The sequence below is a fragment of the Propioniciclava sp. MC1683 genome (genome assembly GCF_014164675.1).
In the GTDB taxonomy this organism is placed as follows: domain Bacteria; phylum Actinomycetota; class Actinomycetes; order Propionibacteriales; family Propionibacteriaceae; genus Propioniciclava.
Genome location: NZ_JACJFX010000019.1, coordinates 36,354 through 61,763 on the forward strand (window position 1 = coordinate 36,354; position 25,410 = coordinate 61,763).

Consider the following 25,410-nt stretch of genomic DNA (forward strand, 5'->3'; position numbering starts at 1 on the left):
CAGCCCAGGTCAACGGAACGCAAGGAGACGATCATGACCGCTCAGACGATCACCCGCCGCGCCAAGAAGTCCCCGTCGCAGGCCCCGACTGACGGAAGGCCACGCTGGCTGTCGTATCCGGAGGCGGCCGAGCTGTCCACGTTGTCGGTGCGGTCGTTGAAGCGGCTGACCGCGGCCGGGAAGCTGCCCTGCTACGTGGTGGGAGGAAAGGTGCTGCGACTCAAGGCGTCTGATGTGGAGGCGCTGTTCATTCCCGCCGATGAGTGCCGAGGCTGGTGAGCCGCCCCAGCGAGCCCATCGGGTGGTCTGCCCGGAGCGTCGGGCAGACCACCTTTGTTCCGCTCACCTGAGGCATCCCCGCCGTTGCGTCCAGGTGGACTGGCTCCCCACCGCAGGTGGCGAGTCGAGTAGGAAGTCGGGTCGTCGGCACACCCGTGGCAAGGCTCAAGTGTGGCTGCGAGTGGCTCTGCTGCCGCGCTTCTTGGGCACGCGGCCCGGCGTCCTCCTGGCTTTGTCAGAGGCGTATGCGAAGGTGGGTCCACGAGGTCGGAGTGGCTGGGGGTGTTGCGGACGTGAACCGTCCGGTGTCGGTGGCGCAAGTCGATGAGGATGCGCGTGAACTGGAACGGCTGGAGGCCGAGATCGCGGCTGCGGAGCTGCGGCTTGCAGAATTGCAGCGGCTGAGGGCTGTGCGGCTTGGAACGGGACGTTCGACCCAGCGGATCTCCTTGTACGACTGGCAACGGGACGCGCTGATCGCGTGGGACGACGCCAAGCGAAGAGGTGTCGTTCAGGCGGTGACCGGCGCTGGCAAGACACGGGTGGGGTTGGCGGCCATCGAGGACGCCCATCGGCAGAGTCGGCAGTCAGTGGTGATCGTCCCGACCTTGGCGTTGGTGAAGCAGTGGGTCGCGGCCATCGCCGAGTTGTTGCCTGACGTGAAGGTTCGGAGCCGCGTCGATTCCGGCACCGCGTGGGATGTGCTGGTGACGACGGTGCAGTCAGCGATGCGGCGCCCGGCCCTCGTGCGGTCCGGTGGATTGCTGGTGGCCGACGAGTGCCACCGCTACGGCGCTGAGTCCTACTCCCTGGCGCTGAACCGCGCCTACGAATGGCGGCTCGGGCTGACCGCGACGCTCGAGCGAGGTGACCAGGGTGACGAGATCCTTCATGGGTACTTCGGCGGGGTCTGCTTCGACCTCGGCTACGACCGAGCGACTGCGGACCGATTGATCGCTCCCTTCAAGTTTGCGTTCGCGTCCGTTCCCCTCAGCGCGCAGGAGCGAGCGGAGTAAGACCAGTTGGATGCCGACCTGAAGGCTGCGCGGCTTCCGTTGGTCCAGCGGTACGGAGTTCCGGAATCGCCGGTCGCCGAGTTTCTCAAGGGCGTCAGTGCGCTGGCGGAGGACCGGACATCAGGCGGTGGTGGCGGGTTGGCCCGCCTCTATATGGCTCGGTTCGCGCGCCGTAAGGCATTGCTGGCCGAGACCCGCATGAAGGTGTTGGCTCTGGCGGGGCTTTCGCCGGCCGTCCGCGGATCGGCCGGGAGCATCGTGTTCACCCAGACCCAGGAGGCGGCAACCACCGCCGCAGAGGTGCTCCTGGCTGCAGGGTGTTCGGCGGCCGCGGTTCACTCGGACCTAGGTGCCGACGAGCGCGAAGAGCGCCTCGACATGCTCAAGTCAGGCGAGATCATCGCACTCTCCGCCCCGCGAATTCTGGACGAGGGGATCGACGTTCCCGACGCCGACCTCGGTGTGGTCATGGCGTCCAACCGGAGTCGTCGTCAGATGATCCAACGGCTCGGGCGTGTTCTCCGCCGGCGCGAGGGGAAGACCGCCCGCTTCGTTGTGTTGTACGCCGAGGGCACCGTGGAGGATCCCCATGCCTCGGGCCATCTGCCGGACTTCTACGACGACTGTCTGCCGTGGGCTGCTGAGCACGCCCGGTTCAACCTTGGAGAGCGAGAGCTGCCTCAGCTACTCGAGTGCCTCGGCGTCAGTGAGACGGAGGAAGCGCTCCGTGCGATGGAGGAACTGGTCGACCAGACTCGGCCGAGCATCGACAGTGCGACGCCGGACGCCGGCGCGACGGATGTGGCCGTTGTCGATGAAGAAGCTGCCGACGGTGTTGAGCTGGAGCGGCTGTCAAACATCGTCCGGGTCGCAGCCACAACTGGTCAACGCCGGTTCCTCGGCGCGCCCCCGTCTGCGTTCCTCGACGTCACCCAGGACTCTGTCAAGGACTACCTGAAGCTCATCGGAAAGGTTCAGTTGCTCAGCGCGGACGAGGAGGCCTATCTCGGCAGGGCCATTGAGGCGGGACTCTACGCACGGCAGCTGCTCATGATTGAAGCTCCCTACCGTGACTTCGACGAGTTGGTGAGGGTGGCCCACACCGGCGAATTCGCCTTCCAATGGATGGTCGCGTCCAACTTGCGGCTGGTGGTGAGTATCGCCAAGCGGTATGCGGGGCAGGGTTTGGACTTCTTGAATCTCATCCAGCATGGAAACGCTGGTCTGACGCACGCCGTGGAGAAGTTCGATTACCGGCAGGGCACCAAGTTCTCCACCTATGCGACGTGGTGGATCAAGCAGGCGGTGGCTCGCGGCCTGGCGGACGAAGGCCGCATGATCCGGCACCCCGTCCACTTCGTCGAGAAGCTGAACCAAGTGGAGTCCCTGAGAGCCCCGGCCGGCCACTCTTGGAGCGAGTTCTTGCGCGACCATCCCCTTGGCGTACCGGATCTCCAGGTCACGCGCGACGAACTCGAACGCATGGCCCGACTCGCGCGACCGATCATCAGCACAGACTGGTTGACCGAGCAGGTGGAGGACGCTTGGTTGGCCGAGGCCGTGGATGATGCCCCGCACGAGGATGGAATCGTGGACCGGCTGGAGACCCAGCGCCGTGTTCAGGAGTTGTTCGACCACCTCGACTCGATCAACCCCCGTGGCTCCTTCGTGCTGCGGTGCCGCTTCGGCTTCCAGACCGGTGAGCCGGAGACACTGGACGCCATCGGCCGTCGACTCGGTGTCTCGCGTGAGCGTATTAGGCAATTGGAGAAGCAGGCGCTCGAGCAACTCACCCACCACTTCGGACACCCTTCCGGTGCACCTCGTAAGGCCACTGTGAAGAAGCGCGAGGCGAAGAAGGGGTCGTCCAGCACGCAACCCCGCCTGGCGAGGAGGCTGCTGGAGCCGCGTGGCGCGGTGGCGCCCAAGGATGTTCCGAGCGTTGATCGCCGTCGAGAACCGCCTGCTGAGTCAGTGTCCACGGAGGTCACGGATCAGGTGAGGTCCTGCTGCATCCACTGCGGCCGGGAAGGCATGGACCGGTTCATCCTCTCGATGGGGAAGGTCGTCTGTATGGATAGAGCTGCGTGCGCTGAGCGGGTAGCCCGTCGCCGGTCTCCCCTCCGCCGGTGGAGTGGTTTGAGAGCGCCGGCAAGCGATGCGATTCCGCGCCGCCTCGCGGGACCCGACGGACGCACGAACGGCACCGAGGTGCTCCCCGCGACCACAGACCACGTCCACAGTCGTCGGTGCACGGCCACCACATCGAAGGGCTTCCGCTGCAAGTACCCCGCCGTGGGGTCTGATGAGCGTTGTCTGCTTCACGCGTCGGCAAGGGACGCCGCCCAGAGCACGTAGTCACTCCGCAGACGACTCACTTGCCAAGTTAGGAATCCGTGTGCGGTTCGACCACGACCGCCAGCGCGGCCATGCGCTTGGCAAGGTCCTTCTTGCGGTCGTTGACGGCTTCTTGGTAGCGCATGGCGACCTGGATGTCGCTGTGGCCGGCGAACTGCATGAGTTCCTTGGTGGTGGCGCCGCTGATGGCGGCCATGGTGGCGGCGAAGTGGCGGAGGTCGTGGAAGCGGAAGTCGGGGCGTCCGATCTGGTGGCGGGCCTTGTAGAAGCCGTTGCCGGGGTGCTTCTGGTTGCCCTTCTTGTCGAAGCGTGGTGCGTGGCCGTAGACCTGCCCGGGGGTGAGGGGGCGTCCGTCGGTGCCGGGAAAGACCAGCGCGTCGGGGTCGCTTCGTGTGTACGTGGCGAGATGCTGCCGAACGTCCTCGAGTAGGTGAGGTGGTAGGTAGATGGTCCGGTGTCCGGCAAGGGACTTGGGTGTGGTGAGGAGGCGTTCGCCGGCGACGGTGACCGCCGCCTGTTCGACGGTGATGGTGCCTTCGGTGAGGTCGTCGCTGAGGTGGATGTCGCGGCGGCGGAGGCCGGTGAGTTCACCAAAGCGCAGGCTGCACCAGGCGGCGAGGAGCACCATCAGGCGGTGCTGGGGGCGCATGGCGTCAGCGAGCTCCTGGACCTGGGCGACGGTGAGGAGGTTGATCTCCTTGGGGACTGCTCGGGAGGTGGCTCCTTCCACGTTGACGGGGGACTCCTTGACCAATTTGCGCGCCACGGCGGTGCGGAAGATCGCCTTGAGCAGTGAGTAGGCGTGGGTGCGCATGGTCGGCGCGTCCGGTCGGGAGTGGAACCACCGTTCGACGTCGGCGGTGGTGATCGCGGTCAGGGGCAGGTCGTGGAACGGTGCGAACCAGCGCTCGTGGATGTCGAGGTAGTGCTCCTTGGAGCGGTCCTTCAGGGGGCGTCCGCGGACCAGCCGCTTGTCGATCCACTCCCTCGTGAACTCGTCGAAGGTGATGGCCCGCTGTTCGGTTCGGCGCCGGCGCTCCGCGGGCGGTGTCCACTCGCTGTACTCGATGAGCCTCAGCTCGTCGGAGAGCCACCCCTGTGCGCGTTCCCGTGTGGTGAACGTCATGCCGGCGCGATGCAGCTTCCGGTCTGGGCCGGTGTACCGGACCTTGAACCGCCCTCGGGTCTCTATGATGGTTCCGAAGCTCCGGTGCTCTTGCTTCTTGTCCCTGCGCCGTGGAGCGAATCTTCCAGAGAGTTCCCCGCGGGGAACTTGTGGGGAACTTTGGTCGGTCATTACGGCCCTTTTCGCCCGATCCGTCAAATGGCAAATCCATGATAATCACGCACTGTATGCCCTAGTCAAGGACCAATTAGCCTGCTGAGTCACACTCAGTCTGGAGGCGTCCAGATTGGTCCAAATGCAATTTCAAGTCCAGTTAGGCCCACCACATCAAACCCCCTCCCACTAGGGCAGGGGGTTCTTACTTGCCGACTCCCGCGGATTTCGTGCCCAACACGTGCCCGAGCGTGGCGATTACACCTCGATCAGGCGTGGCGTGCGGGGAGCACTCGAACGAAGTCATCGGCGGTCCGTACGAGCCATTGCACCAGCAGGTCCGACTGCTCCGGGGCCCGGAAGTCGCCGGGACGCTCACGAATGATGCGGCTGGCCCGGTGTCGGCGTCCTGGCGATCGGTGGAAGGAAGCGTGCGTGGCATGTTGGCGGCCCCACTGCTGCACCGACTCCCAGAACGCGGCCTGCTGGACGCCCAGGGCCCCGGGATCTGTGGTTGTGTTCCGTGCCTGCCGGCGGCGGCGCCTCCTCAGAGTGGACGCATCGATGTCCAGCCCCATTCCGGCCGCCAGTTCGACGGCGTCCATGAACCGCTCCGGGTCGGCACGGCCCGCCACGTCGACGTGGACCCCCTCCGCACGGAGCAGGTCACGAGGGTCGTCCGTCCGGTGCTGGTCGGTCCAGCGGAATTGGGCAGACAGGGTCCCGCCAGCGTTCAGCACTCGCCACGGGTTCGGCATCGGGTGGTTCGCGATCGCCTGTCCCACCGGGACGGGGTGACTGCCGACCACGACCGCTACCTCGCCGTAGGTGGTCCACCGGCCGGAGGGGATCTCGGTCAGCACCGTGGCGACGTGTAGGCGCAGTTCCGATTCCCGGTCACGGACCCCCACGAGTTTCTCGTTGGGGCCGGGCCACAGTTCGATGATGCGCTCCGCCAGTGCCTGCCCACGGTCGGCGATCTCGCTGGCACCCCACGTCCAGTGCTCCGCGATCGTCTGGTTCATCCGCACGCCGCTCTCGGCCAGCATCGTGCGCTTCTGCGAGAACGGCCGGTTGCTCAGCTCGCTGTTGTACCCGGTGAGCGTGAGATTCCCCAGCGTGTGGACGAGACGCTCGTGCTCGAACGCCACCTCCGCCTCTGCCGGCAAGGTTGCGCCGAACTCGGTGCGCACGGCGTCCGTCAGGGTTTGCGGCAACACGTGCTCGATCGTGAGCTGCCTGGCATCGACCGGCTCCTTCGGACGCAGGGACTCCTCGAGCAGGCCCTTCACCTTCATGCCGGCGATGGCGAGTTGCTCGGCAGCAATGTTCGAGGTGGTGAGTTCGGGCCAGATGGTGGCGCTTCCGCCGCCGTCGAGCGAGACCAGGATGCGGCCGGACACCGGAGAACTTGCCCTTCTTGTGGGCGGCTTGGCGCCCGTGCGTGAACTTCTGCGGTAGAAACCCTTGTTGCCACGATATTCTGTGTTCCCCCCCCCGTCGCGACCAGTGTTACTAGGGTGTTGTTTCCCGGGGAGGCGTTCCCCGGGGCCCCGCCGTGCGTTGCCCGGGCGGCCGCACCGACCGACCGCCCCCCGCCCGCCGCTTGCTTCCCGGAAGGATTGACGTTCATGAACCAGTTGGCCAGCGCGAGGACAGGCGTCCCGGTCAAGGAGGTGACCCACGGCAAGGCCGTCCTCTGGCTGCTCCTCGGCACCCTCTTCCTCTCGGGGACCCCGTTGTGGGTCAAGGCTTCCAACATGGACCCGGCCACGCAAGCCTTCCTGCGTGTCATCCTCGGCTTCCTCATTCTCCTGCCCCTGGGCCTCCACGAAATCCGGCGCAAGGGAGGTCTGCACCGCCAAGGCATCATCCTGGCTGCGATCTCGGGCATCTTCCTCGGAGTCGACTTCGTCGCCTGGAACTATTCGATCTTCCTGATCGGTTCCGGTGTCGCAGCGATTCTGCTCAACCTGCAGGTCGTGATCGTGCCGATGCTGACGGCCCTCATCGACAAGGTGAAGCTGCCCAAGTCGTTCGTCTTCATCCTGCCGATCATGATCGTCGGTGTCCTCTTCACCGGCGGCGTCTTCGAGCCTGCTGAGGGTGCGGCCGGCCCGGCGATGATCGGCGGGATCAAGACGTCGGTCATCGGTACCGCCGCCGGTCTCACCTCCGGCCTGTGCTACTCCCTCTACCTGTACCTGTCGCGGAAGGCGTCCACCAGTGCCCCGCGCAAGGACCTCTACATCCAGCCGATGATGTACACGATGCTGGCCCAGGCGGTTGCCCCGGTCATCTGGATGTTCACCGGCGGCAACGGCTTCAACATCACCCGGGGCGTTCTCACCCAGGACCCGACTACTGGCGAGATGGTGCTGCCGACGACGCTGGGCGCCAACCCGTCCCTGCGCGAGGCCACCATGGCCGGCGACCCGGTCAACTTCGGCAACTGGGTCGCCCTGGCCCTGCTGATCGTCCTCGGCCAGGCTGCTGCCTGGACCCTCGTCCAGTACGGCTCGGTCTGGCTGCACCCGACCCTGTCCGCCGGCATCCTGCTGCTCTCGCCCGTGACCTCGGTCATCATCGCTGGCCCCCTGTTCGCCGAGTGGCCGTCCTGGCTGCAGTGGGTGGGCGTGGCGCTGATCCTCGCGTGTGTCGGGTGGCAGAACGGGTTGATCCAGGCAGGCGTCGGAGCGCTCACCGGCAAGAGGAGAGCGGGCTCCGCAGAGCTTGGGGCCGATGCTGCCGCCGTTCCACGAGAACGCCAGGGGGCGAGGAGCCGTGCCGTGTTCGCCCTGCTCGGCGCCGCTGCGGTGCTCCTCGGCATCGCCGCCGCCGCACACAACTTCGTGACAGGCCAGATCGGCTGGAACACGGCCTTCACCATCGCGCAGACGGTCGTCGCCGCGGCCCTGATGGTCATCGTCATCCAGGATGGGCAGGGGGGAGGCGAGAGATCCTGACCGCCCTGGCGCGGGTGGGCGCCCGGGTCACGGGCGCCCCCTGGCACTTCCACTCCCCATCCCGTTCCATCTCGTCGACAAAATCAGCTCCATCGATCTAGGAGGAAGACGTGCGGATCACACCGCGAGAACAAGAGAAGCTGCTCATCGTCGTGGCAGCAGACGTTGCCCGCCGCCGGAAGGAGCGCGGCGTGAAGCTCAACCACCCCGAGGCCGTCGCCCTCATCACGTCCGAGATCATGGAGGGCGCCCGTGACGGGCGCGCCGTGGCCGACCTGATGAGCTTCGGCACCACCATCCTGACCGCATCCGACGTGATGGACGGCGTCGCCGAACTCATCGACGTGATCCAGGTCGAGGCCACGTTCCCCGACGGCACCAAGCTCGTCTCCGTCCACGACCCCATCCGTGCCGCGGTGGGCGTCGACGCCGGCGAGGCCGGTGCGCGCCCCGGTGAGGTCATCCTCAACGACGAGCCCGTCGTCATCAACGAGGGTCGCGAGGCCATCACGGTCGACGTCAAGAACACCGGCGACCGCCCCGTCCAGGTCGGTTCACACTTCCACTTCGCCGAGGTCAACTCGGCGTTGGAGTTCGACCGCGACGCCACGGTCGGCTTCCGCCTCGACATCCCCGCGGGCACCGCCGCGCGGTTCGAGCCGGGTGACGCCAGAGCGGTGAACCTCGTGGCCTTCGCGGGCAACCGCGCGGTCTACGGGTTCAACAACCGCCACGAGGGCCCACTGGACGCGGCCGCGAGCAAGAAGGAGAACGCATCATGAGCCAGAAGATCGAGCGCCGCCAGTACGTCGAACTCTACGGCCCCACCACCGGCGATGCCGTCCGCCTCGGCGACACCGACTTGTTCGCGAAGGTGGAGCGCGACCTCGCCGTCTACGGTGACGAGGCCGTGTTTGGTGGCGGCAAGGTGATCCGCGACGGCATGGGTCAGAACTCCCGGGTCACGCGGTCGGAGAACATCCCCGACACCGTCATCACCAACGCGCTGATCATCGACCACTCGGGCATCTACAAGGCCGACGTCGGCCTGCGGGACGGCCGGATCTTCGCCATCGGCAAGGCCGGCAACCCCGACGTCCAGGAGGGCGTCGACATCACGATCGGCGTGGCGACCGAGGTCATCGCCGGTGAGGGCAAGATCCTCACCGCGGGTGGCATCGACACCCACATCCATTACATCTCGACCGACCAGATCGGCGTCGCGTTGGCGTCCGGCCTGACGACGATGATCGGTGGTGGCACGGGCCCGGCCGAGGGCACCAAGGCGACCACGATCACGCCCGGCCCCTGGTGGGTCAAGAGGATGCTGCAGGCCACCGATGACTTCCCGATGAACATCGGCATCCTCGGCAAGGGCCACGGGTCCGCCCCCAAGGCGCTGGCCGAGCAGATCACCGCCGGCGCCTGTGGACTGAAGGTGCACGAGGACTGGGGCTCGACCCACTCGTCCATCGACACCTCGCTGAGCGTCGCGGACGAATACGACATCCAGGTGGCGATCCACACCGACACCCTGAACGAGGGCGGCTTCGTGGACGACACGATCGCCTCGATCAACGGTCGCGTGATCCACACGTTCCACACCGAGGGTGCCGGCGGCGGACACGCCCCCGACATCATCAAGATCGCGGGCCTGCCCAACATCCTCCCGGCATCGACCAACCCGACGCTGCCCTTCACGGTCAACACGGCCGAGGAGCACATGGACATGCTGATGGTGTGCCACCACCTGAAGCCGTCCATCCCGGAGGACGTCGCGTTCGCCGACTCCCGCATCCGCAAGGAGACGATCGCGGCCGAGGACGTCCTGCACGACATGGGCGTCTTCGCGATCACCTCGTCCGACTCCCAGGCCATGGGTCGCATCGGCGAGGTCATCACCCGCACCTGGCAGGTGGCCGACTCGATGAAGGCCCAGCGCGGCCCGCTCGAGGGCGACTCCGAGCACGACGACAACAACCGCATCAAGCGCTACATCGCCAAGTACACGATCAACCCCGCCATCGCGCACGGCATCGGCGACGAGGTCGGCTCGGTGGAGGTCGGCAAGTTCGCCGACCTGGTGCTCTGGGACCCGAAGTTCTTCGGGGCCAAGCCCGACCTGGTCATCAAGGGCGGCATCATCGCCAACGCGGTCATGGGTGACGCCAACGCGTCCATCCCGACGCCGCAGCCGCGGACGATGCGCAACCAGTTCGGCGCCCACGGGCGTGCGCGCGGCGAGAGCAGCCTCGTGTTCGTCTCGCAGGCGTCGCTGGACGCCGGCGTCCCGGAGGAGTTGGGCCTCACCAAGAAGCCCTACGCAGTCCACGGGATCCGGAACCTCACGAAGGCCGACCTCAAGCTCAACTGCGAGACGCCCGACATCAAGGTCGACGCGCAGACGTACGAGGTCTCGATCAACGGGGAGGTGCTGACGTCCGAGCCTGCCGAGAAGGTGGCCCTGGCGCAGCGCTACTTCCTCTTCTGATGGAGGAGCCCGGGGGAGGGCCGGTGACACCACCACGGCCCTCCCCTTCGGCTGGCCCCGACCACCACGCGAAGGAACCATGCTCATCACCCAGATCCAAGGGAACGTGCACGAGCGGCCGCTGCCCGAGGGAACCCATGTCGAGACCATCACGGTCCCCAGTTCACAGCTGGTCAAGCGCATCCAGCGGCTGCGCACCGACCACGACAACGAGGTGGGCGTCCGCCTGCCTACCGGGGCGCCGGACCTGCGCGACGGCGACATCCTCTCCCACGACGGGCACAATGCGATCGTGCTGAAGGTCGAGGCGTCCGACGTGCTGGTCATCAAGGCCCGCACGATTCTGGAGATGGCGATCGTGGCCCACACGCTGGGCAACCGCCACCTGCAGGCGCAGTTCTTCGGCGCCGACTCCGAGTACGGTGCCGAGGTCATGGTCGTCCAGTACGACCACACCGTCGAGGCCTACCTCGAGCACGTCGGGGTGCCATTCGAGCGACAGGATCGGGTCATGCCCGTCCCGTTCCGACACAGCGAGCACACGCATTGAGGCCCCTGTCCCTGCTGCTGCAGCTCAGTGACTCGGCCCTGCCCACGGGCGGGTTCAGCCACTCGTTCGGCTTCGAGCAGTACATCTCCCGCGGCGAGATCCGCGACGCCGTCACGTTCTCGACGTGGCTGCGCGTCTACACCGCCAACCAGCTGACCCACACGGACGCCTTGGCCATGCGTCTGTTCTACGAAGGGTTGCCCGAGGCCGACCTGGCCGACCGGGTGGTCGCCAGCACCCTGCCCGCCCAGCTGCGGGCGGCCGACGTGGCCATGGCCAAGCGGCTGCGCACCATCGGCGCCGACGCGTTGGGCGTCCCGCGCGCGGAGACCGAGTTGGCGCACCCGGCGATCGAGTTCGCCCGCATCGCGCAGCATTTCGACGTGCCCTGCGAGGACGCCATCGTCGGGCACCTGAGCGCCACGGTGAACACCCTCACGCAGAACGCGGTGCGGGGGATCCCGATCGGCCAGTCCGACGGGCAACGGGTCGTCACGGCGGCCCACGCCTGGGTCGAGGACGCCTGCCGCCGGGTGTGGACACTGGAGGAGGGCGACCTCGGGATGGTCGCCCCCGGGCTCGAGGTGGCCCAGATGCAGCACGAGCGCCTGAGGGCGCGCATGTTCATGAGTTAGGAGAGAAACGTGACCCAGGACGGACCCATCCGGATCGGCATCGGCGGCCCCGTCGGTGCCGGCAAGACGCAGCTGATCGAGCGCATCACCCGCCGCATGTCCGACAAGGTGTCGATGGCGGCGATCACCAACGACATCTACACGATCGAGGACGCGAAGATCCTCGCCGCCACCAGCGTGCTCCCCGAGGACCGCATCATCGGCGTCGAGACCGGCGGGTGCCCACACACCGCCGTTCGCGAGGACACCTCCATGAACGACGCCGCCGTCGAGGAGATGATGCGCCGCCACGCCGACCTCGAGGTGCTGTTCATCGAGTCGGGCGGCGACAACCTGTCGGCCACGTTCAGCCCCGAGCTGGTGGACTTCTCGATCTACGTCATCGACGTGGCGCAGGGGGAGAAGATCCCGCGCAAGGCCGGGCACGGCATGATCAAGTCTGACCTGCTGGTGATCAACAAGACCGACCTCGCCCCCTACGTCGGGGCCAGCCTCGACGTCATGAGGTCCGACACACTCAAGGTGCGCGGGGAGAACCCGTTCGTCTTCACGAACCTGAAGACCGACGAGGGGCTCGACGAGGTCGAGGCCTGGTTCAACCACGCGGTGCTGATGAACGACCTGGCATGAGTTCGTCGCTGGGGTTCCGCGCGTACGCGTCCGGGCCGGACGCGTACGCGGGGACGATGAACCTGTCCGTGGGGCGGTCCGGCGACCGTTCCCGGCCTGTGCGGACCGAGAGCGCCGGCGTCCTGCGGTTGATGAAGCCGCTCCACCTGGACGACTCGGGGCAGGTCGCCTACTTCGTCGTGAACCCGGGCGGTGCCTACTTCAGCGAGGCCTGCCGGATGGACGTCGAGGTGTTGCCCGGCGCCAGCCTGCTGCTGTCCTCGCAGGGCGCCACCCGCATCTACCGGACGCCCCGCGGCCCGGCCGTGCAGGAAGCCGCCTTCACGGTGGGGGAGGGCGCACGGCTGGAGTACGTCCCCGACCAGCTCATCGCCTACCGGGACGCCGACTACCGCCAGGTGACCACGATCACGATGGCGGCCGACGCGCAGGTGTTCGTGGAGGAGATCGTCACCCCCGGCTGGGACCCCGACGGGACCCCCTTCACCTACACCGGCATGCTGTTGCGCCTGGAGGTCCGCCATGCCGACGGCGGCCTCGTGTGCGCCGACAACGTGCGGATCGTGCCCGGCGACATCGGGGCGGCCATCGACGGCATCGGCTACCTGGAGGGCTCCTCCCACATGGGCAACGTGCTGATCCTCGGCCAGCACGTCGACGAGGCCTACGTGGATGCCGTGCGGGAGCTGGTGGACGCGTCCGGCTTGGCGCGGGCGGGGGTGACGTCCGGTGCGCGCCACGGGATCCCGTGGGTCATGGTGCGTGCGTTGGCGTCCTCGACCGACGCGCTCAGCGCCCTGGTGCTGTCCGTCAACGAGCACGACCGGTCGGTCACGACCGGGCAGCGGCGCCTGAACCTGCGTCGGTACTGACCCAGCTCACCGGGTGCCGCGCACAGCGTCGGTCAGGTCCAGCGAGCGGGTGGCCAACCTCCGGGTCAGCGCTGGTGAGTGCGAGACGAAGACCAGCCCGAGGTTGCGGCGCTCGGCCTCAGCCAGCAGGAACCCCCAGATGCGCGCCTGGGTGACGGCGTCCAGCATCGTGGTGATCTCGTCGGCGATCAGGTACGCCGGGTTGGCCGTCAACGCCCGGGCGATGCAGAAGCGCTGCATCTCGCCCCCGGACAACTCATGCGGATGCCGGGTCAGCCACTTCTTCTGGATCCCCAACGCGTCGAGCACCCGCCCCTCAGGCTCGCCGGCCTCGGCGAGACTGCTCGCCATCCGCAACCGCGGGTCGAGCACGCGCTCGGGGTGCTGGTTGATCAACTGCACCGGGCAGACACCCCGCTCGGGCAGCGGCACCCCGTCGATCAGCACCTGCCCGGCCCGGGGCCGCTCGTAGCCCGCCAGCAGCCGGCACAGAGTCGTCTTCCCGAACCCGGACGGCGCGCGCAGCGCCAGCCGCTCCCCCGGCGACACGGTCAGGCTGAGCCCTTCGAACAACGGCCGGCTCGCCCCTGCGTGCCGGAACCCGAGATCACGTGCCTCCAGCATCGCGCCCCTCCTCCTGTGACGCTCCGGGCTCAGAGGCCCCCTCGGCCACGCCGAAGTCGTGCTCGGGCAGCGCATGCCACAGCGCCCGCGAGAACGGATGCCGCAGCAGCTCGGGGCTCGCGAAGCTGCTCACCGGCACCTCTTCGACGACAGCGCCGTCCTGGAAGACCGCCACCCGGTCGGCCACCTGCAGGGCCAACTCGATGTCGTGGGTGATCAGCAGAACCCCACCGCCCGCGTCGGCGAAGTCGCGGAAGTCGCCGAGCGCCTGCACCGCCAGTTCGAGGTCGAGGCCGGGCGTCGGCTCGTCGGCGATGATGACCCGCGGGTCGTCCATCAGCGCGCAACACAGCAGGACGCGCCGCGCCATCCCGCCCGACAACTGGTGCGGGTACAGCCGCGCCACGTCGGCGTCCAGGCCGTAGCGGGCGAACAGCTCCCGCTGCCGGAGCCTCCGGCGCTGGGCGTCCGCGCGGTCAGTGGCAGCACCCTGCACCTGCCGACCGACCTTCATCGTGGGGTCCAGGTACGCGATGCTCTGTGGCACCAGCGACAGCCCGTTGCCCCGGAGGCGGCGCAAGCCCGCGGCGTCCTGCAGTTCGCCGTCGACCCAGATCCGGCCCCGGACGAGTGCGTTCGGCTCGTAGAGGCCCATGATCGCGTCCGCCAGCAGGGTCTTTCCCGCACCGGACGCCCCCACCACCGCCACCACCTCGGCCGCGTGCACCGAGATGTTCAGGCCCTCGATGGTGGGGAACATCTGCTGGCGCGCCGCGAAGAACGACGCCCCGGGGTCGTACATGCGAAATCCGACCGACAGGTCTTCGACCTGCAGCAGGTGGTGTCCGGCGACATGGCGGCTGGCCGACGCGTGCGTGTGCCCGTGGTGGTCCTGGGCCGCGTCGTGGGCGTCGAATGCGTGGCGAGTGCGGTCCATGGCGTCAGTCCTGCGCACTGGAGGGGTCGACGATGCGGCGCAGGCGCGTGCCCACCAGGTCGAACGACACCACCACCAGCACCAGCGCCACGCCCGGGAAGATCGCCAGCCACCACAGTCCGGCCGACAGGTACTTCATCGCCTCCGACAAGATGATGCCGATCGCCGGCTGCTCAGGCGGCAACCCGAACCCGAGGAAGGTGACGGCCGCCTCGTGCAGAATCGCGTGCGGGAAGAGCAGCGCCAGTCCGACCAGGAACTGCGGCAGGACATAGGGCAGCACATGCTGGACCGCGATCTGCACGCGGCTGCGGCCCAGCTTCTGCGCGACCTCGACGAAGCCGGCCGCCCGGCACTGCAGCACCTCGGCTCGCACCACGCGGGCCAGGCTCGGCCAGTGGGTCACGGCAATGCCGACGGTCACCCCCCAATACCCCTTGCCCAGCGCGAACGAGATCAAGATGAGCAGCACGATGTGCGGCACCCCCAGCACCAGGTCGATCAGCCAGGTGATGGCCGCGTCCACGCGCCGCCCGCCCAGCGCGGACGCCGTGCCGAGCGTCAGGGCGATCAGCGCCGACACGGTGGCCGCCAGGAGCCCGACCCGGATGCTGGTGGCCAGACCGGCGAGGGTGCGCCAGAACATGTCCCTGCCCATCCAGTCGGTGCCGAACAGGTGCCCCGGGCCGGGAGGCAGGTTCTTGGCCAGGAAGTCGGTCCGGGTGGCCGCGTCCTCGAACGCGCTCCCCGTCAGCAACACCGCGACGAGCATGGCCGCGGCCACCACCAACGTCACGACGGTCGCCCGGCGGTTGGCGAACCGGACGCGCCCTGGCTCGTGCAGCAGCGGGGGCAGTGATTCGGCCGCGCTCATGATCGTTGCTCTCGCAGAATCCGGGGGTCGACCGCGGCGTAGAGAGTGTTGGCGACGACGTTCCCGGTGAAGACGAACGCGGCCGAGAACAGCGCGATTCCGGCCAACAGGGCGACGTCGCTGCCCAGCCCCGCCGTGATGGCTGCCTGGCCGAGCCCCGGATACGAGAAGACCTGCTCGACCAGCACCGACCCGCCGAAGATCTCGGCCAGGGACGCGAACTGCAGCGTCAACGCCGGCAGCGCGATGTTGCGCAGCCCATGGCGGCGCAGAACCGTGCGCATCCCCTGCCCGCGGGACAGCGCGAATTTCACGAAATCGGATTGGAGCACGTCGATCGTCTTCTCGCGCGTGTGCAGTGCGATGTTCGACACCCCGATCACCGACAGCGTCAACGCGGGCAACGCCAGATGGCGCAGGGAATCGGCCAGGGTCACGTCGGCAGCGGACTTCCCGATCGGAACCGAGAACCCCATCGGGAACCAGCCCAGCTGCACCGCGAACACCGTCAGCACCAGCAGCCCCAGCCAGAAGGTCGGCGTCGAGGCCAGTACGAAGCAGTACCCCTTGATCAGCCGATCAACCCAGCCATCCCGCCGGACACCGGCGACCACTCCCAGAACGGCCCCGATCACTCCGCTGGCCACCCAGGCGATCCCCAGGAGGGCCAGTGAGTTGATGGCGCGCTGCGCGATGACCTGCCCCACCGGAGCGTTGAAGCGTAGCGACGTCCCCAGATCACCGCGCAGCAGCGCGGCGGCCCAGTTGAGGTAGCGCTCCGCCAGCGGTACGTCCGCGCCCCAATAGGACGCCAACTGTGCGCGTTTGGCCCCGCTCATCCCGACGTAGGCGGCCTGCCCCACGTTGGCCTGCACCGGATCGATCGGTGAGGCGCTCACCAGCACGAACACCACGACGCTCACCGCGGCCATGAGTAGCGCGAACCTGGCAAGGGTGCGAATAGCGAACCCGATCCACTGCTCCACGGCTCACCTCCCGTCCCGGTCAGAGCCTCGACGGGCTAGACGTCCCACTGGTCGACGTTGTTCACCAGCGACCACCCGTGCCCGTGCGGGTGCGGCTTCTGCTGGGCGATCGTGATGCCGTCGCGCTGGAAGTACAGGTGGTCGATGTTCGCCAGCCACACCCAGGTGGACGCCCCCTGGGGCGCCACGCCGGTCTGCGTCGCCTCGTCCCACTGGGCCTTGCGGTACGGCTCGTAGGAGTCCTCGACGGTGCGTGCGGCGCGGGCCTGGTCGAGGTGAGCGTCGATCTCAGCGTTGTCGTAGCAGGCGTAGTTGCCCCAGCCCTTCGAATGGGTCAGTTGGTAGAGCTCGACCGGCGAGTTCGACCCCCACCCCCACAGCACGGGCGAGCTGTACTGGTTGGGGTAGATGTCGTCCCAACTCGCGCCCTTCGGACTGACCTCGATGCCGATCTGGCGCATCTGGTCGGCGAAGTCGGCGGCCAGCGCCTGCCGTACCGAATCGGAGGACGCGTAGTACAGGCCGAACGCAGCCCGGAGGCCGTCCTTCGTCATGATCCCGTCGCTCCCGACCGTCCAGCCGCCGTCGGCCAGCACCTGCCGGGCGTGTTCGATGTTGCTGCTGACCTTCATGTCCGCGGACGCCCACGGCAGCGCGTCGCCCACGCTATGGGCCGCCGTGCCGTGGCCGTCGAGCACGTGCTCGATCATGCGATCGCGATCGACTGCGCTGTTCATCGCTTGGCGCAGCGCCAGATCGCTGGTGACGTTGTTGCCCGCCGGGTAGCTCTCCTTGGTCGCCCCGGCCGGGATGGACGGCAGCGAGATGCCGCGCGAGTCGACGGTCTTGGCACTGAACAACGTGAACCCCGCGGGCGCCTGGCCGGCGAGCGTCGCCGAGGTGTAGGCCACATCGACCTGACCCGCCGCGGCGGCCGCCAGGGAGGCGTCCTCGGACATGAACAGCACCACCACGCGCCCGACCTTCGGGGCGGGGCCGTAGTAGTCGGGGTTCGCGGTCAGGATGACCTGCTGGCCCCTGTCCCACTGTTCGAGGCGGTAGCGGCCCGAACCGATGGGGTTGCTGCCGTAGTCCTGGTCGTACGCGTGGGCGGGCACGATGCCCACAACCGCGAGCGTGTAGAGGATCGTGTTGTCGGGATGCGTCATGTGCAGTACCACCGTCGAGTCGTCGGACGCCACCGCCTCCCTGATCGACGACAGGTCGGCCTGGGCCGCCTCCGAATTGATGATGCCGTTGATCGTGAAGGCGACGTCCTTCGCGGTCAGCTTCTCGCCGTCGGTGAACCGGACGCCGTCGCGGAGGGTGAACGTCCACGCCATGCCGTCGGCCGACACCTCGTACCCCGTCGCCAGGTCGTTGACGAACCCGAGCTCGAGGTCGGTGTTGATCAGCGTCGATTGAATCAGCGGCTCGTGGACGTGTTCACCGCAGCCCCACGAGAACAGCGGGTCGAAGCCCGCCTCCGGTTCCGAATTCACGGTCATGGTCACGACGACCTGCTTCACCCCCGCACCGGGCGAGGCCGCGGCGCTGCCCGTCGCAGCCTGCTGGGTGCCGTCGGACGTGCAGGCGCTCACCAACCCACCGAAGCTCAGGGCGGCAGCGCTGGCACCTAGTTTGACGAACGTACGCCGCGAGATGACCTCCATAGCCCTGACCTCCTGAAGAGTCGCCCGGGTAGGATGGGAAGCAGTTCCCATCGCCGCAATCTACCCATGAGGACATATGTCTTATCAGACATATGACGTGCTGGGAGCGTAGCACGGCGCACCTGACCAGCGAGGGCTCCATGTCGAAGTTGAGCAAGCCAGTCGGCCCACCGGGCACCCTGGACGAGTGGGGCCACCGGTTTGAGCTGCTCGCAGATCCGACCCGGCTGCGCCTGCTGACCCACATGCACCTGCACCCCGGCTGCCCCGTCAACGAACTCGCCGACGCGGCGGGCATCACCCAGACGGCGGCGTCCCAGGCGTTGCGGGTGCTGCGCGAGCAGAACTGGGTGCGCGCCACGCGCGACGGACGCCTGTCGCGCTACGAACTGATCGACGGCGGCGTCCACCACATCCTGCACTTCATGGGCCACCAGCACTGATTCGCGGGCGACCCGTGGCAACCCGGTCGCGAAACGGGCCACGTGGGCCGCCCCCCGATGCGGCGATCGGCCGATCCGCGCTCGACAAGGCGGAGCTGCAGGACGCCCTCGACGGCCCGGCGTTCACGGACGCCCGACTGGTCGTCTGGGTGCGGGGCACCTTGGAGCACCTGCGGGAACGTGGCGCGATCGAGCACGAGTGGTTCCACCGCTACGTGAAGGAGGACGGCAACCGCTACCGCATCTGGGGCGGGCGTCCGCGCAGCCAGGGCATGCCGGCGTTCCCGAAGGGTCGGTCCGCCCCGGCGTTCCCACGGGTGGGTCCCACGCTGAAGACGAAGGACCCCCTGCTCGACCCGGTCACCTCGCCGCAGTCCTGGTACGCCCGCTGGACTGCCCGGACCCTCGGCGTCCAACCCGCCTTCGGCGCCAAGCTGGGCCGGCTGCTGCTGGACGCCCTCGCCCGCGCCGACGTGCTGCGGGCGGCGTCGACCGATTCGGGTGGCACGGTGTATGCGATCCCGGCCAGCTCGGTCGTCGTGCACCCCACGACGGACACCGCCCTGGCTGCCGGCGCCCATCTGCTCGTCTGCTCGGTGTGCCACGGACAGGTGCCGGGCACGGCGCAGACCGTCGGCCAGCTCGAGGGGCGCCGTGTCTGCTGGTGCGGTGCCCGGGCACCTTGGGCAGGGAGCCCCGGCCGGGAAACTACTACCGGAGCCTGTACTCCTCGGTCGACATGCGCCGGATCGTCTCCCGCGAGCACTCGAGCCTGCTGGACGACGCGACGCGGCTCGACTACGAGAAGAAGTTCAAGCAGGGCCAGTCCCACCCGGACGCGCCGAACGTCCTGGTGGCCACGCCCACCCTCGAGATGGGCATCGACATCGGCGACCTCTCGGCGGTGCTGCTCGCCTCCCTGCCGAAGACGGTCACCTCCTACCTGCAGCGCGTCGGCCGTGCCGGACGCCTCACCGGCAACGCTCTCAACCTCGCGTTCGTCACCGGACGGGGCATCAACTTGCAGCGCCTCGGAGATCCGCTGTCGATCATCAACGGCCCGGTTCGCCCGCCGGCGACGTATCTCAGCGCCGCCGAGATCCTGCGCCGCCAGTACCTGGCGCACCTGGTTGACGCGTTCGCCCGCGACCCCGGTCGTCCGCACCCGAAGCTGGCCAGCTTCGCGATGCAGGCCGCCCCGGATTCGTTCCTGGGGCAGCTGGTCGAGTACGCCGAGTCGGACGCCGACGCGCACCTCGCGCGCTTCCTGGCCTGTTTCGACAGCCTCCCGGACGCCGCGGCGGCTGGCCTGCGGACGTGGGCGACGGCGCCGGACGGTCCGCGCAGCAGCCCGCTCGCTCGGCAGGTGTTCGCCGCTTCGCACCGCTGGAACACCACCGTCGACGGCCTGGTGCACCGGCAGAAGGCGATCGAGGACGCCCTCCCCGAACTGGAGCACGTCGCCGGGTTGCCGGCCGCGAGCGACGAGGACCGACGCGCCGCACGCTCGGCGCGGGCCGCGCTCAAGGTGACCCAACGGGAGCTGGCCGACCTCCGGGGGGACTACTGGATCGGGGTCCTGGAGGAGTTCGGGCTGCTGCCCAACTACACCCTCATCGACGACAGCGTGACCCTCGAGGTGGCGCTCACCTGGGTGGATCCCGACACCCAGGAGTGGCAGTACGAGAGCACCAGCCTGCAGCGGGCTTCGGCCAATGCGCTGCGCGAGTTCGCGCCGGGTTCGACGTTCTACGCGCGCGGCTTGGAGATCGCGATCGACGCCGTCGACCTCGGGGTGGGGGAGTCGGCCATCAGGACCATGGCGTTCTGCCCAACGTGCGGGTACGCGGCCGACGTGTCGGAGGGAGCCTCGGCGGTGCAGGCGTGCCCGCGGTGCGGGGATCTCGGCATCGGTGGGGTCGAGCACCGGATCGAGGTGGTCGAGCTGACGCGGGTGTCGGCCGAGATGAACCGCGATGAGGCCCAGATCAACGACCGCACCGACGAGCGCCGCCAGGAACGGTTCTCGATCTTCCTGGCCGCCGACATCGACCCGGCCGCCGTGGCCAACGAGTGGTACACCCAGGGCTACAGCTTCGGGGTGAAGTACCTCTCCCGGCTCGACCTGCGGTGGGTGAACGCCGGCCGTGCCCAGGGCCCTGCCCGGCAGGTCGGCGGCGTCCGCGGCCCGGCCCCGTTGTTCCGGCTGTGCGAGGGCTGCGGCGAGCTCGACCGGAACACCCGCGCGAACAGCCGCGGCGAGCACCGTCCCTGGTGCCCGTACCGACGCAGCGACGCCGAGCACACCCGCGACCTGGCCCTGACCCGGACGTTGACCACCCAGGGTGCCGTGCTGCGGCTGCCTGCTGCCGTTCGCGGCGCCCGGGCACGTGGACCAGGTGTCCCGTGCGGCCGCCGCGCGCCACCTGCGGGACCTGCTGACCGCGGGAGGATCGGCTGTCGAGCCGACCTCCGAGATGGGCTGGACGGTCGTCGAGAGCGAACCGACCGTCTTGGACGCCGAGTCCCACCTCGAGCAGCGGTTCCGGAAGCTCTTCACCGAACGGTTGACCGAGCTGGGTGCCACCCTGAAGGAGACGCCGGGGCCGTGGGGCAACACCCTGTCGATCACCTTCCCGAACGCGACCCGGCAGTGGACCCTCGAACCACAGGTGCCGATGGGGAATGTGCGTCCCGACTTCGTGCTGCGTTCCTCGCAGCACAACCTTCCGGCGGTGGCGATCTTCGCCGACGGCTGGCGGTTCCATGCCGTGCCCGCCTGCAACCGGATCGCCGACGACGCCCACAAGCGGCGCGCACTGCGTGACCAAGGCACCGTCGTCGTGGCCATCACGTGGCGGGATGTGGAGCAGGCGCTGGCGCATGCCGTCGCGCCGCCGGACTGGTTCGACCAGCAGCTCGTGGCGGTGCTGATGCAACAGTCAGCGGGGTTCGGCCCCGATCACGTCGACCTGCTCAGGCGCGGGCCGATCGACTTCCTGCTCGGCTGGATCCAGCGGCCCGACCCCGAGGGCCACGAGGCCTTGGGCAACCAGGCGCCGTGGTTGTTCGCCAAGGGAGGCACCCACCTCTCGCTCGACCCGGGTGAGGATCTGGCGCAGGCGGCCGTCGAGCACCTCACCGATTCCGCCTCGCCCTCGCCGCCACGGGCCATCACCAACGCGTGGTGGTGGCGGGCCGGTGACGTCGGCGTTCTGACGCGCGCCCTGGCCGTGGGGAGTGCGTCCAGCCTCGAGACGGTGGTGGTCCTCGACGACCGGCCCGAGCGGCTCACCGACGGTCACCGGGCTGCCTGGGAGGAGTGGCTCCGCCTTGGCAACGTGCTGGGCCTGCGCACACAGCCCACCCGGATCGTCGCGTTCAGCGAGGTGTCGGCGGGCTCCGTGGCGACGGCCGAACCCGCGGCGTCCGTGGAGCCCGCGACCCTGCTGCCGGCCGCGTGGCAGGAACTCCTCGACCTCGCCACCGACGAGGAGCGCCACCTGTTGGTCGACCTGGCTGGTGACGGCGTAGTGCCGGTCCCGGAGTTGGGCTATGAGACGGGCGACGGCTTCCCGCTCGACATCGCCTGGCCGGATGCGCGGATAGCGGTCGACCTGCACATAGACGAGGACGTCCGGCGGGACTTGGTCGACGCGGGCTGGATGCTCGTGCCCGCCGAACCGGAGGCCATCGCGGCAGCGGTGGCCGGAGCACACGAGGGAGCCTGACGACGTGGCCAGCATCATCATGTCCAAGCCGGCCAGCAAGCTGGATCCGGCGATCAAGAAGAAGGCCTACGCCTTCCTCGAGAAGCTGACCGAGGACGACACGGCGCCCGGCCTGCACATCGAGCCGATCCACCACAGCGCGGACGCCCGCGTGCGGACCGGCCGGGTGGACCAGGGGTATCGGGCGGTGCTGTTCAAGGTGCCCCAGGGCCAGTCGGTCGTCTACGTCTTCCACGGCATCTGGCCCCACGACGAGGCGATCGACGTGGCCAAGCGGACGGTCCTGAAGCTGAACCCGGTCAACGGCATCTCGGAGATCATCACGGTGCCCCCCACGGAGCCGACGCCGGAGCCGGCCCCGTTCGAGCTGCAGGAGATCCACGAGCCGGAATCCCTGCCGTTCACGCAGGCCGAGCGGGCGCCCGCGGCGTCCCCCTTGTTGGTGGGGCTGGGGCTCACGCGGGCCGACCTGGTGTCCGAGCTCGGCATCGGCGAGGCGTTGGCGGACGCCGCCCTCGCCGCCGTCGACGAGGACGCCCTGCTGGCCCTCCTGACCGAGGCGGTGGAGTGGCAGGGCCTCGCGCTGCTGGAGTTGGCGTCCGGCCACTCGGTGGCCGAGGTGAAGGAGACGTTCTCGCTCGCCGCCACTGAGGCCGAGCCCGGGGCGTCCGAGGAGGAGCGACTCATCAAGGGCCTGCAGCACCCGGCCGCCCAGATCTCGTTCGCCTGGATCGAGAACAACGAAGAGCTGCGGCGGGTCGTCGAGGGCGGCGACTTCGGGGCGTGGCGGGTGTTCCTGCACCCCGAGCAGCGCAAGTACGTGGACCGGTCCTACAACGGCCCGTTCCGGCTTTCAGGCGGGGCAGGCACCGGCAAGACCGTGGTGCTGCTGCACCGGGCGCGTCAGCTGGCGAAGGCGAACCCGCACGCACGGGTGCTGGTCACCACCTTCACGGTCAACCTCGCGGATCAGATGCGCACGGGACTGCCGAAGGTTTGGTTGACTCCAAGACCGCATGACTCCCTCGAAAGGGTCGTGCTGAAAGGATGGCATCCATGCCGAAGATCGCTTACACCGACGAGTTCAAGCGCGACGCGGTCGCGCTTGTCGCCTCAGGCATCCCGCAGAAGCAGGTCGCCAAGGACATGGGGATGGCCAAAACCACCCTCCAAGCCTGGGTCCGCGACGCTCGCTTCCAGTCCCACGGGATGACCCCGACCACCGATCCTGAGCAGCGCAAGGACATGGCCCAGGCGTTACGCCGGATCCGCGAGTTGGAGATGGAGAACGAGGTCCTACGGCGAGCGGCGGCGTATCTGTCGCAGGCTCACATCACGCCCCCAAAATGATCTACCCGCTCGTGAAGGAGATGGCCGCGGTCGGTGCCCCCGTGAGGGTGCCGGTGGCGGTCGCGTGTCGGGTGTTGGGATTCTCCAAGCAGGGCTACTACAAGTGGCTCAAGCAGCCGGTCTCGGCCCGCGAGGCCGAAGAGCGTGAGCTGATCGCCGTGCTGCATCAGCTCCACGATGATGACCCGGAGGGCGGCTACCGCGTCCTGGCCGATGACATCACCGAGCTCGGGTACACACTCTCGGAGCGCAGAGTCTGGCGGCTGTGCCGGATCGCCGGCATCCAATCGGTGTTCACCACGCGCAAGACCCGCTACAAGAAAGCCGGCGCGCCCGTCCACGACGACCTGGTCAACAGGCAGTTCAGCGCCGAGGGCCCCAACACGCTGTGGCTGACCGACATCACCGAGCACCGCACCCGCGAGGGCAAGGTCTACCTGTGCGCGATCAAGGACGTGTTCTCCAACCGGATCGTCGGCTACTCGATCGACTCGCGGATGAAGGCCCGGATCGCCGTCAACGCGCTCGAGATGGCAGTGGCCCACCGAGGCCGGCCCACCGGGGTGATCGTGCATTCCGACCGCGGGTCCCAATTCCGCTCCAGACGCTTCCTGAAGGCCCTCAAACGCCACGGCCTGACCGGCTCCATGGGCCGCGTGGGGGCATGCGGTGACAACGCGGCAATGGAGTCGTTCTTCGCGCTCCTGCAGAAGAACGTCCTCGACCGACGGTCCTGGAGCACACGAGAGGAACTACGGCTGGCGATCGTGTCCTGGATCGAGGGGAAGTACCACCGCAAACGCCGTCAACGCCGGCTCGGGAAACTCACCCCCGTCGAGTTCGAACTCATCATGAAACCAACCGCTACACTGGCGGCGTAAACCCGGAGGTCAACCAAACCTTCAGCGGACCCCGGAGTCGGAGTTCGCCCAGTGGATCGCGGCGCGATCAAGCCGGGTCAGCCCGTGGTGATGACGATGCACCGGGCCAAGGGCACCGAGTTCTCGCGGGTGCTGTTGTTCGGTGTCACTCAGGGAGCGATCCCGGGCCCGGTCCAGGATGAGACCTACTCGCAGGACGCTCTCGCCGAGGCCCTGCTGCGGGAGCGGTCACTGCTGTATGTGGCCGCCACCCGTGCACGGGACGAGTTGGCGGTCTCCTGGAGTGGGCAGGCGAGTGATTTCTTGTGACGCTCAACGATCACGCGGTGGCCACAGGACTCACACGTTCGACTTTTTCAGGTCGAAGAGACCACGTGGAGGGTCGTCATCCAGCAGCTGCGCGACCATGGCACCGACGTGGGCGTCGAGCTCCTCGGGCGAGCCGTGCAACGACAATCGGACTGTGTCCAAGATGGTGCCCCCGTTGCGGACGTGGACCCGCCGCGGCGGTGCAGGGAGGTCTCCGGCGTCGGCGTAGATCAGGACGCCTCTGGGAAGTGCGAGCGACGTGCAGTAGGCGAGGAGCTGGTAGTAGTCCGAGCTGCGCCCCGTGCCATCGGTGGTCAGCTTGTACTTCACGTCGGCCACAAGCTCCGTCCCGGGTTCCGCAGTTGGTGGGCAGATGAATCGCCTGAATTGGCGGGTTGACTAGGTCGAACGCGTGGTTTGGGTGCGTGGGGTCGTGTGCCCACGCGTCCGCAGGTCACCAGAAGCGCCGTTTTGCCTTGTCAGGCTGGGGTGAGGGTGGTGACGGTGGGGGGTGGGGTGACCTTGC

At 68.1% G+C, this 25,410-nt stretch carries 23 protein-coding genes and 1 pseudogene; 16 read left to right on the plus strand and 8 right to left on the minus strand.

The window, feature by feature from the left end:
* The first annotated feature begins 33 nt into the window (after window positions 1-33).
* The 3 genes from H5397_RS11675 to H5397_RS11685 all read left to right on the plus strand — a co-directional run bounded on the left by H5397_RS11675 (window position 34) and on the right by H5397_RS11685 (window position 3,653).
* Entirely contained in the window at window positions 34-279 is a 246-nt protein-coding gene (locus H5397_RS11675) for an AlpA family transcriptional regulator (RefSeq protein ID WP_182817614.1), read from the plus strand.
* Window positions 280-572: 293 nt separating this feature from the next.
* Window positions 573-1,295: a DEAD/DEAH box helicase family protein gene (locus H5397_RS11680; RefSeq protein WP_182817615.1), complete on the plus strand. Its 723-nt coding sequence runs from the start codon at window positions 573-575 to the stop codon at window positions 1,293-1,295.
* Window positions 1,296-1,301: 6 nt separating this feature from the next.
* Window positions 1,302-3,653: a sigma-70 family RNA polymerase sigma factor gene (locus H5397_RS11685; protein WP_182817616.1), complete on the plus strand. Its 2,352-nt coding sequence runs from the start codon at window positions 1,302-1,304 to the stop codon at window positions 3,651-3,653.
* A gap of 28 nt (window positions 3,654-3,681) precedes the next feature.
* Here the strand turns inward: H5397_RS11685 and H5397_RS11690 are convergent, their stop codons facing one another.
* The gene (locus H5397_RS11690; protein ID WP_182817618.1) at window positions 3,682-4,779 is read right to left on the minus strand and encodes a site-specific integrase; all 1,098 of its coding nucleotides are present in this window, start codon (window positions 4,777-4,779) and stop codon (window positions 3,682-3,684) included.
* A gap of 422 nt (window positions 4,780-5,201) precedes the next feature.
* A complete protein-coding gene (locus H5397_RS11695; protein ID WP_220492222.1) occupies window positions 5,202-6,335 on the minus strand; it encodes a DUF1524 domain-containing protein in 1,134 nt (377 codons plus the stop codon).
* Between the two features lie 228 nt (window positions 6,336-6,563).
* On the opposite strand from H5397_RS11695, the gene H5397_RS11700 reads away from it, so the two are divergent.
* From H5397_RS11700 to H5397_RS11730, 7 genes are all read left to right on the plus strand, one after another.
* Complete coding sequence (locus tag H5397_RS11700; protein WP_182817619.1) at window positions 6,564-7,898, plus strand: DMT family transporter; 1,335 nt, start codon at window positions 6,564-6,566, stop codon at window positions 7,896-7,898.
* A gap of 110 nt (window positions 7,899-8,008) precedes the next feature.
* Entirely contained in the window at window positions 8,009-8,680 is a 672-nt protein-coding gene (locus H5397_RS11705; protein ID WP_182817621.1) for an urease subunit gamma, read from the plus strand.
* Window positions 8,677-10,389, plus strand: a complete 1,713-nt coding sequence (ureC, locus tag H5397_RS11710) for an urease subunit alpha (RefSeq protein WP_182817623.1) — start codon at window positions 8,677-8,679, stop codon at window positions 10,387-10,389. Before H5397_RS11705 ends, ureC begins: the two co-directional genes overlap by 4 nt.
* Window positions 10,390-10,468: 79 nt before the next feature.
* Window positions 10,469-10,939: an urease accessory protein UreE gene (gene ureE, locus H5397_RS11715; protein WP_182817624.1), complete on the plus strand. Its 471-nt coding sequence runs from the start codon at window positions 10,469-10,471 to the stop codon at window positions 10,937-10,939.
* A complete protein-coding gene (locus H5397_RS11720; protein ID WP_220492223.1) occupies window positions 10,936-11,574 on the plus strand; it encodes an urease accessory protein UreF in 639 nt (212 codons plus the stop codon). The genes ureE and H5397_RS11720 overlap by 4 nt, the downstream gene beginning before the upstream one ends.
* 9 nt (window positions 11,575-11,583) lie before the next feature.
* The gene (gene ureG / locus H5397_RS11725) at window positions 11,584-12,204 is read left to right on the plus strand and encodes an urease accessory protein UreG (RefSeq protein ID WP_182817625.1); all 621 of its coding nucleotides are present in this window, start codon (window positions 11,584-11,586) and stop codon (window positions 12,202-12,204) included.
* On the plus strand, window positions 12,201-13,076 hold the full coding sequence (locus H5397_RS11730) for an urease accessory protein UreD (RefSeq protein WP_182817627.1): 876 nt from the start codon (window positions 12,201-12,203) through the stop codon (window positions 13,074-13,076). The genes ureG and H5397_RS11730 overlap by 4 nt, the downstream gene beginning before the upstream one ends.
* A gap of 6 nt (window positions 13,077-13,082) precedes the next feature.
* Here H5397_RS11730 and H5397_RS11735 read toward each other — a convergent pair whose 3' ends face one another.
* The 5 genes from H5397_RS11735 to H5397_RS11755 are packed head-to-tail and all read right to left on the minus strand — an operon-like array spanning window position 13,083 to window position 18,098.
* Window positions 13,083-13,700, minus strand: a complete 618-nt coding sequence (locus H5397_RS11735; protein ID WP_182817628.1) for an ABC transporter ATP-binding protein — start codon at window positions 13,698-13,700, stop codon at window positions 13,083-13,085.
* Window positions 13,684-14,637, minus strand: coding sequence for an ATP-binding cassette domain-containing protein (locus H5397_RS11740; RefSeq protein ID WP_182817629.1), 954 nt, complete (start codon window positions 14,635-14,637; stop codon window positions 13,684-13,686). The genes H5397_RS11735 and H5397_RS11740 overlap by 17 nt, the downstream gene beginning before the upstream one ends.
* A gap of 4 nt (window positions 14,638-14,641) precedes the next feature.
* Complete coding sequence (locus H5397_RS11745; RefSeq protein WP_182817631.1) at window positions 14,642-15,511, minus strand: ABC transporter permease; 870 nt, start codon at window positions 15,509-15,511, stop codon at window positions 14,642-14,644.
* Window positions 15,508-16,497 carry an ABC transporter permease gene (locus H5397_RS11750; protein ID WP_220492224.1) on the minus strand — a complete coding sequence of 330 codons (990 nt, stop codon included), beginning with the start codon at window positions 16,495-16,497 and terminating at the stop codon, window positions 15,508-15,510. The genes H5397_RS11745 and H5397_RS11750 overlap by 4 nt, the downstream gene beginning before the upstream one ends.
* 35 nt (window positions 16,498-16,532) lie before the next feature.
* Complete coding sequence (locus H5397_RS11755) at window positions 16,533-18,098, minus strand: ABC transporter substrate-binding protein (protein WP_220492225.1); 1,566 nt, start codon at window positions 18,096-18,098, stop codon at window positions 16,533-16,535.
* 221 nt (window positions 18,099-18,319) lie between these two features.
* Between H5397_RS11755 and H5397_RS11760 the strand changes: the two genes are divergently transcribed.
* From H5397_RS11760 to H5397_RS11780, 6 genes and pseudogenes are all read left to right on the plus strand, one after another.
* Window positions 18,320-18,613 carry a helix-turn-helix transcriptional regulator gene (locus tag H5397_RS11760; RefSeq protein WP_220492226.1) on the plus strand — a complete coding sequence of 98 codons (294 nt, stop codon included), beginning with the start codon at window positions 18,320-18,322 and terminating at the stop codon, window positions 18,611-18,613.
* Between the two features lie 682 nt (window positions 18,614-19,295).
* Complete coding sequence (locus H5397_RS11765; protein ID WP_182817635.1) at window positions 19,296-21,440, plus strand: helicase-related protein; 2,145 nt, start codon at window positions 19,296-19,298, stop codon at window positions 21,438-21,440.
* Window positions 21,349-22,344, plus strand: coding sequence for a hypothetical protein (locus H5397_RS11770; protein ID WP_182817637.1), 996 nt, complete (start codon window positions 21,349-21,351; stop codon window positions 22,342-22,344). Before H5397_RS11765 ends, H5397_RS11770 begins: the two co-directional genes overlap by 92 nt.
* Window positions 22,345-22,348: 4 nt before the next feature.
* A complete protein-coding gene (locus H5397_RS18355; protein ID WP_375539439.1) occupies window positions 22,349-23,557 on the plus strand; it encodes a UvrD-helicase domain-containing protein in 1,209 nt (402 codons plus the stop codon).
* Window positions 23,464-24,575, plus strand: a protein-coding gene (locus tag H5397_RS11775; RefSeq protein ID WP_375539441.1) for an IS3 family transposase whose coding sequence is annotated in 2 segments (ribosomal slippage) — window positions 23,464-23,680 and window positions 23,680-24,575 — 1,113 coding nt in all. Because the reading frame shifts where the segments join, the coding sequence is not laid out codon by codon here. Before H5397_RS18355 ends, H5397_RS11775 begins: the two co-directional genes overlap by 94 nt.
* 33 nt (window positions 24,576-24,608) lie before the next feature.
* Window positions 24,609-24,884 (plus strand): annotated as a pseudogene (locus H5397_RS11780) (3'-5' exonuclease); the annotation flags it as partial.
* A gap of 30 nt (window positions 24,885-24,914) precedes the next feature.
* On the opposite strand, the gene H5397_RS11785 reads toward H5397_RS11780, so the two are convergent.
* Window positions 24,915-25,223 carry a hypothetical protein gene (locus H5397_RS11785; RefSeq protein WP_309224353.1) on the minus strand — a complete coding sequence of 103 codons (309 nt, stop codon included), beginning with the start codon at window positions 25,221-25,223 and terminating at the stop codon, window positions 24,915-24,917.
* Window positions 25,224-25,410 lie beyond the last annotated feature (187 nt).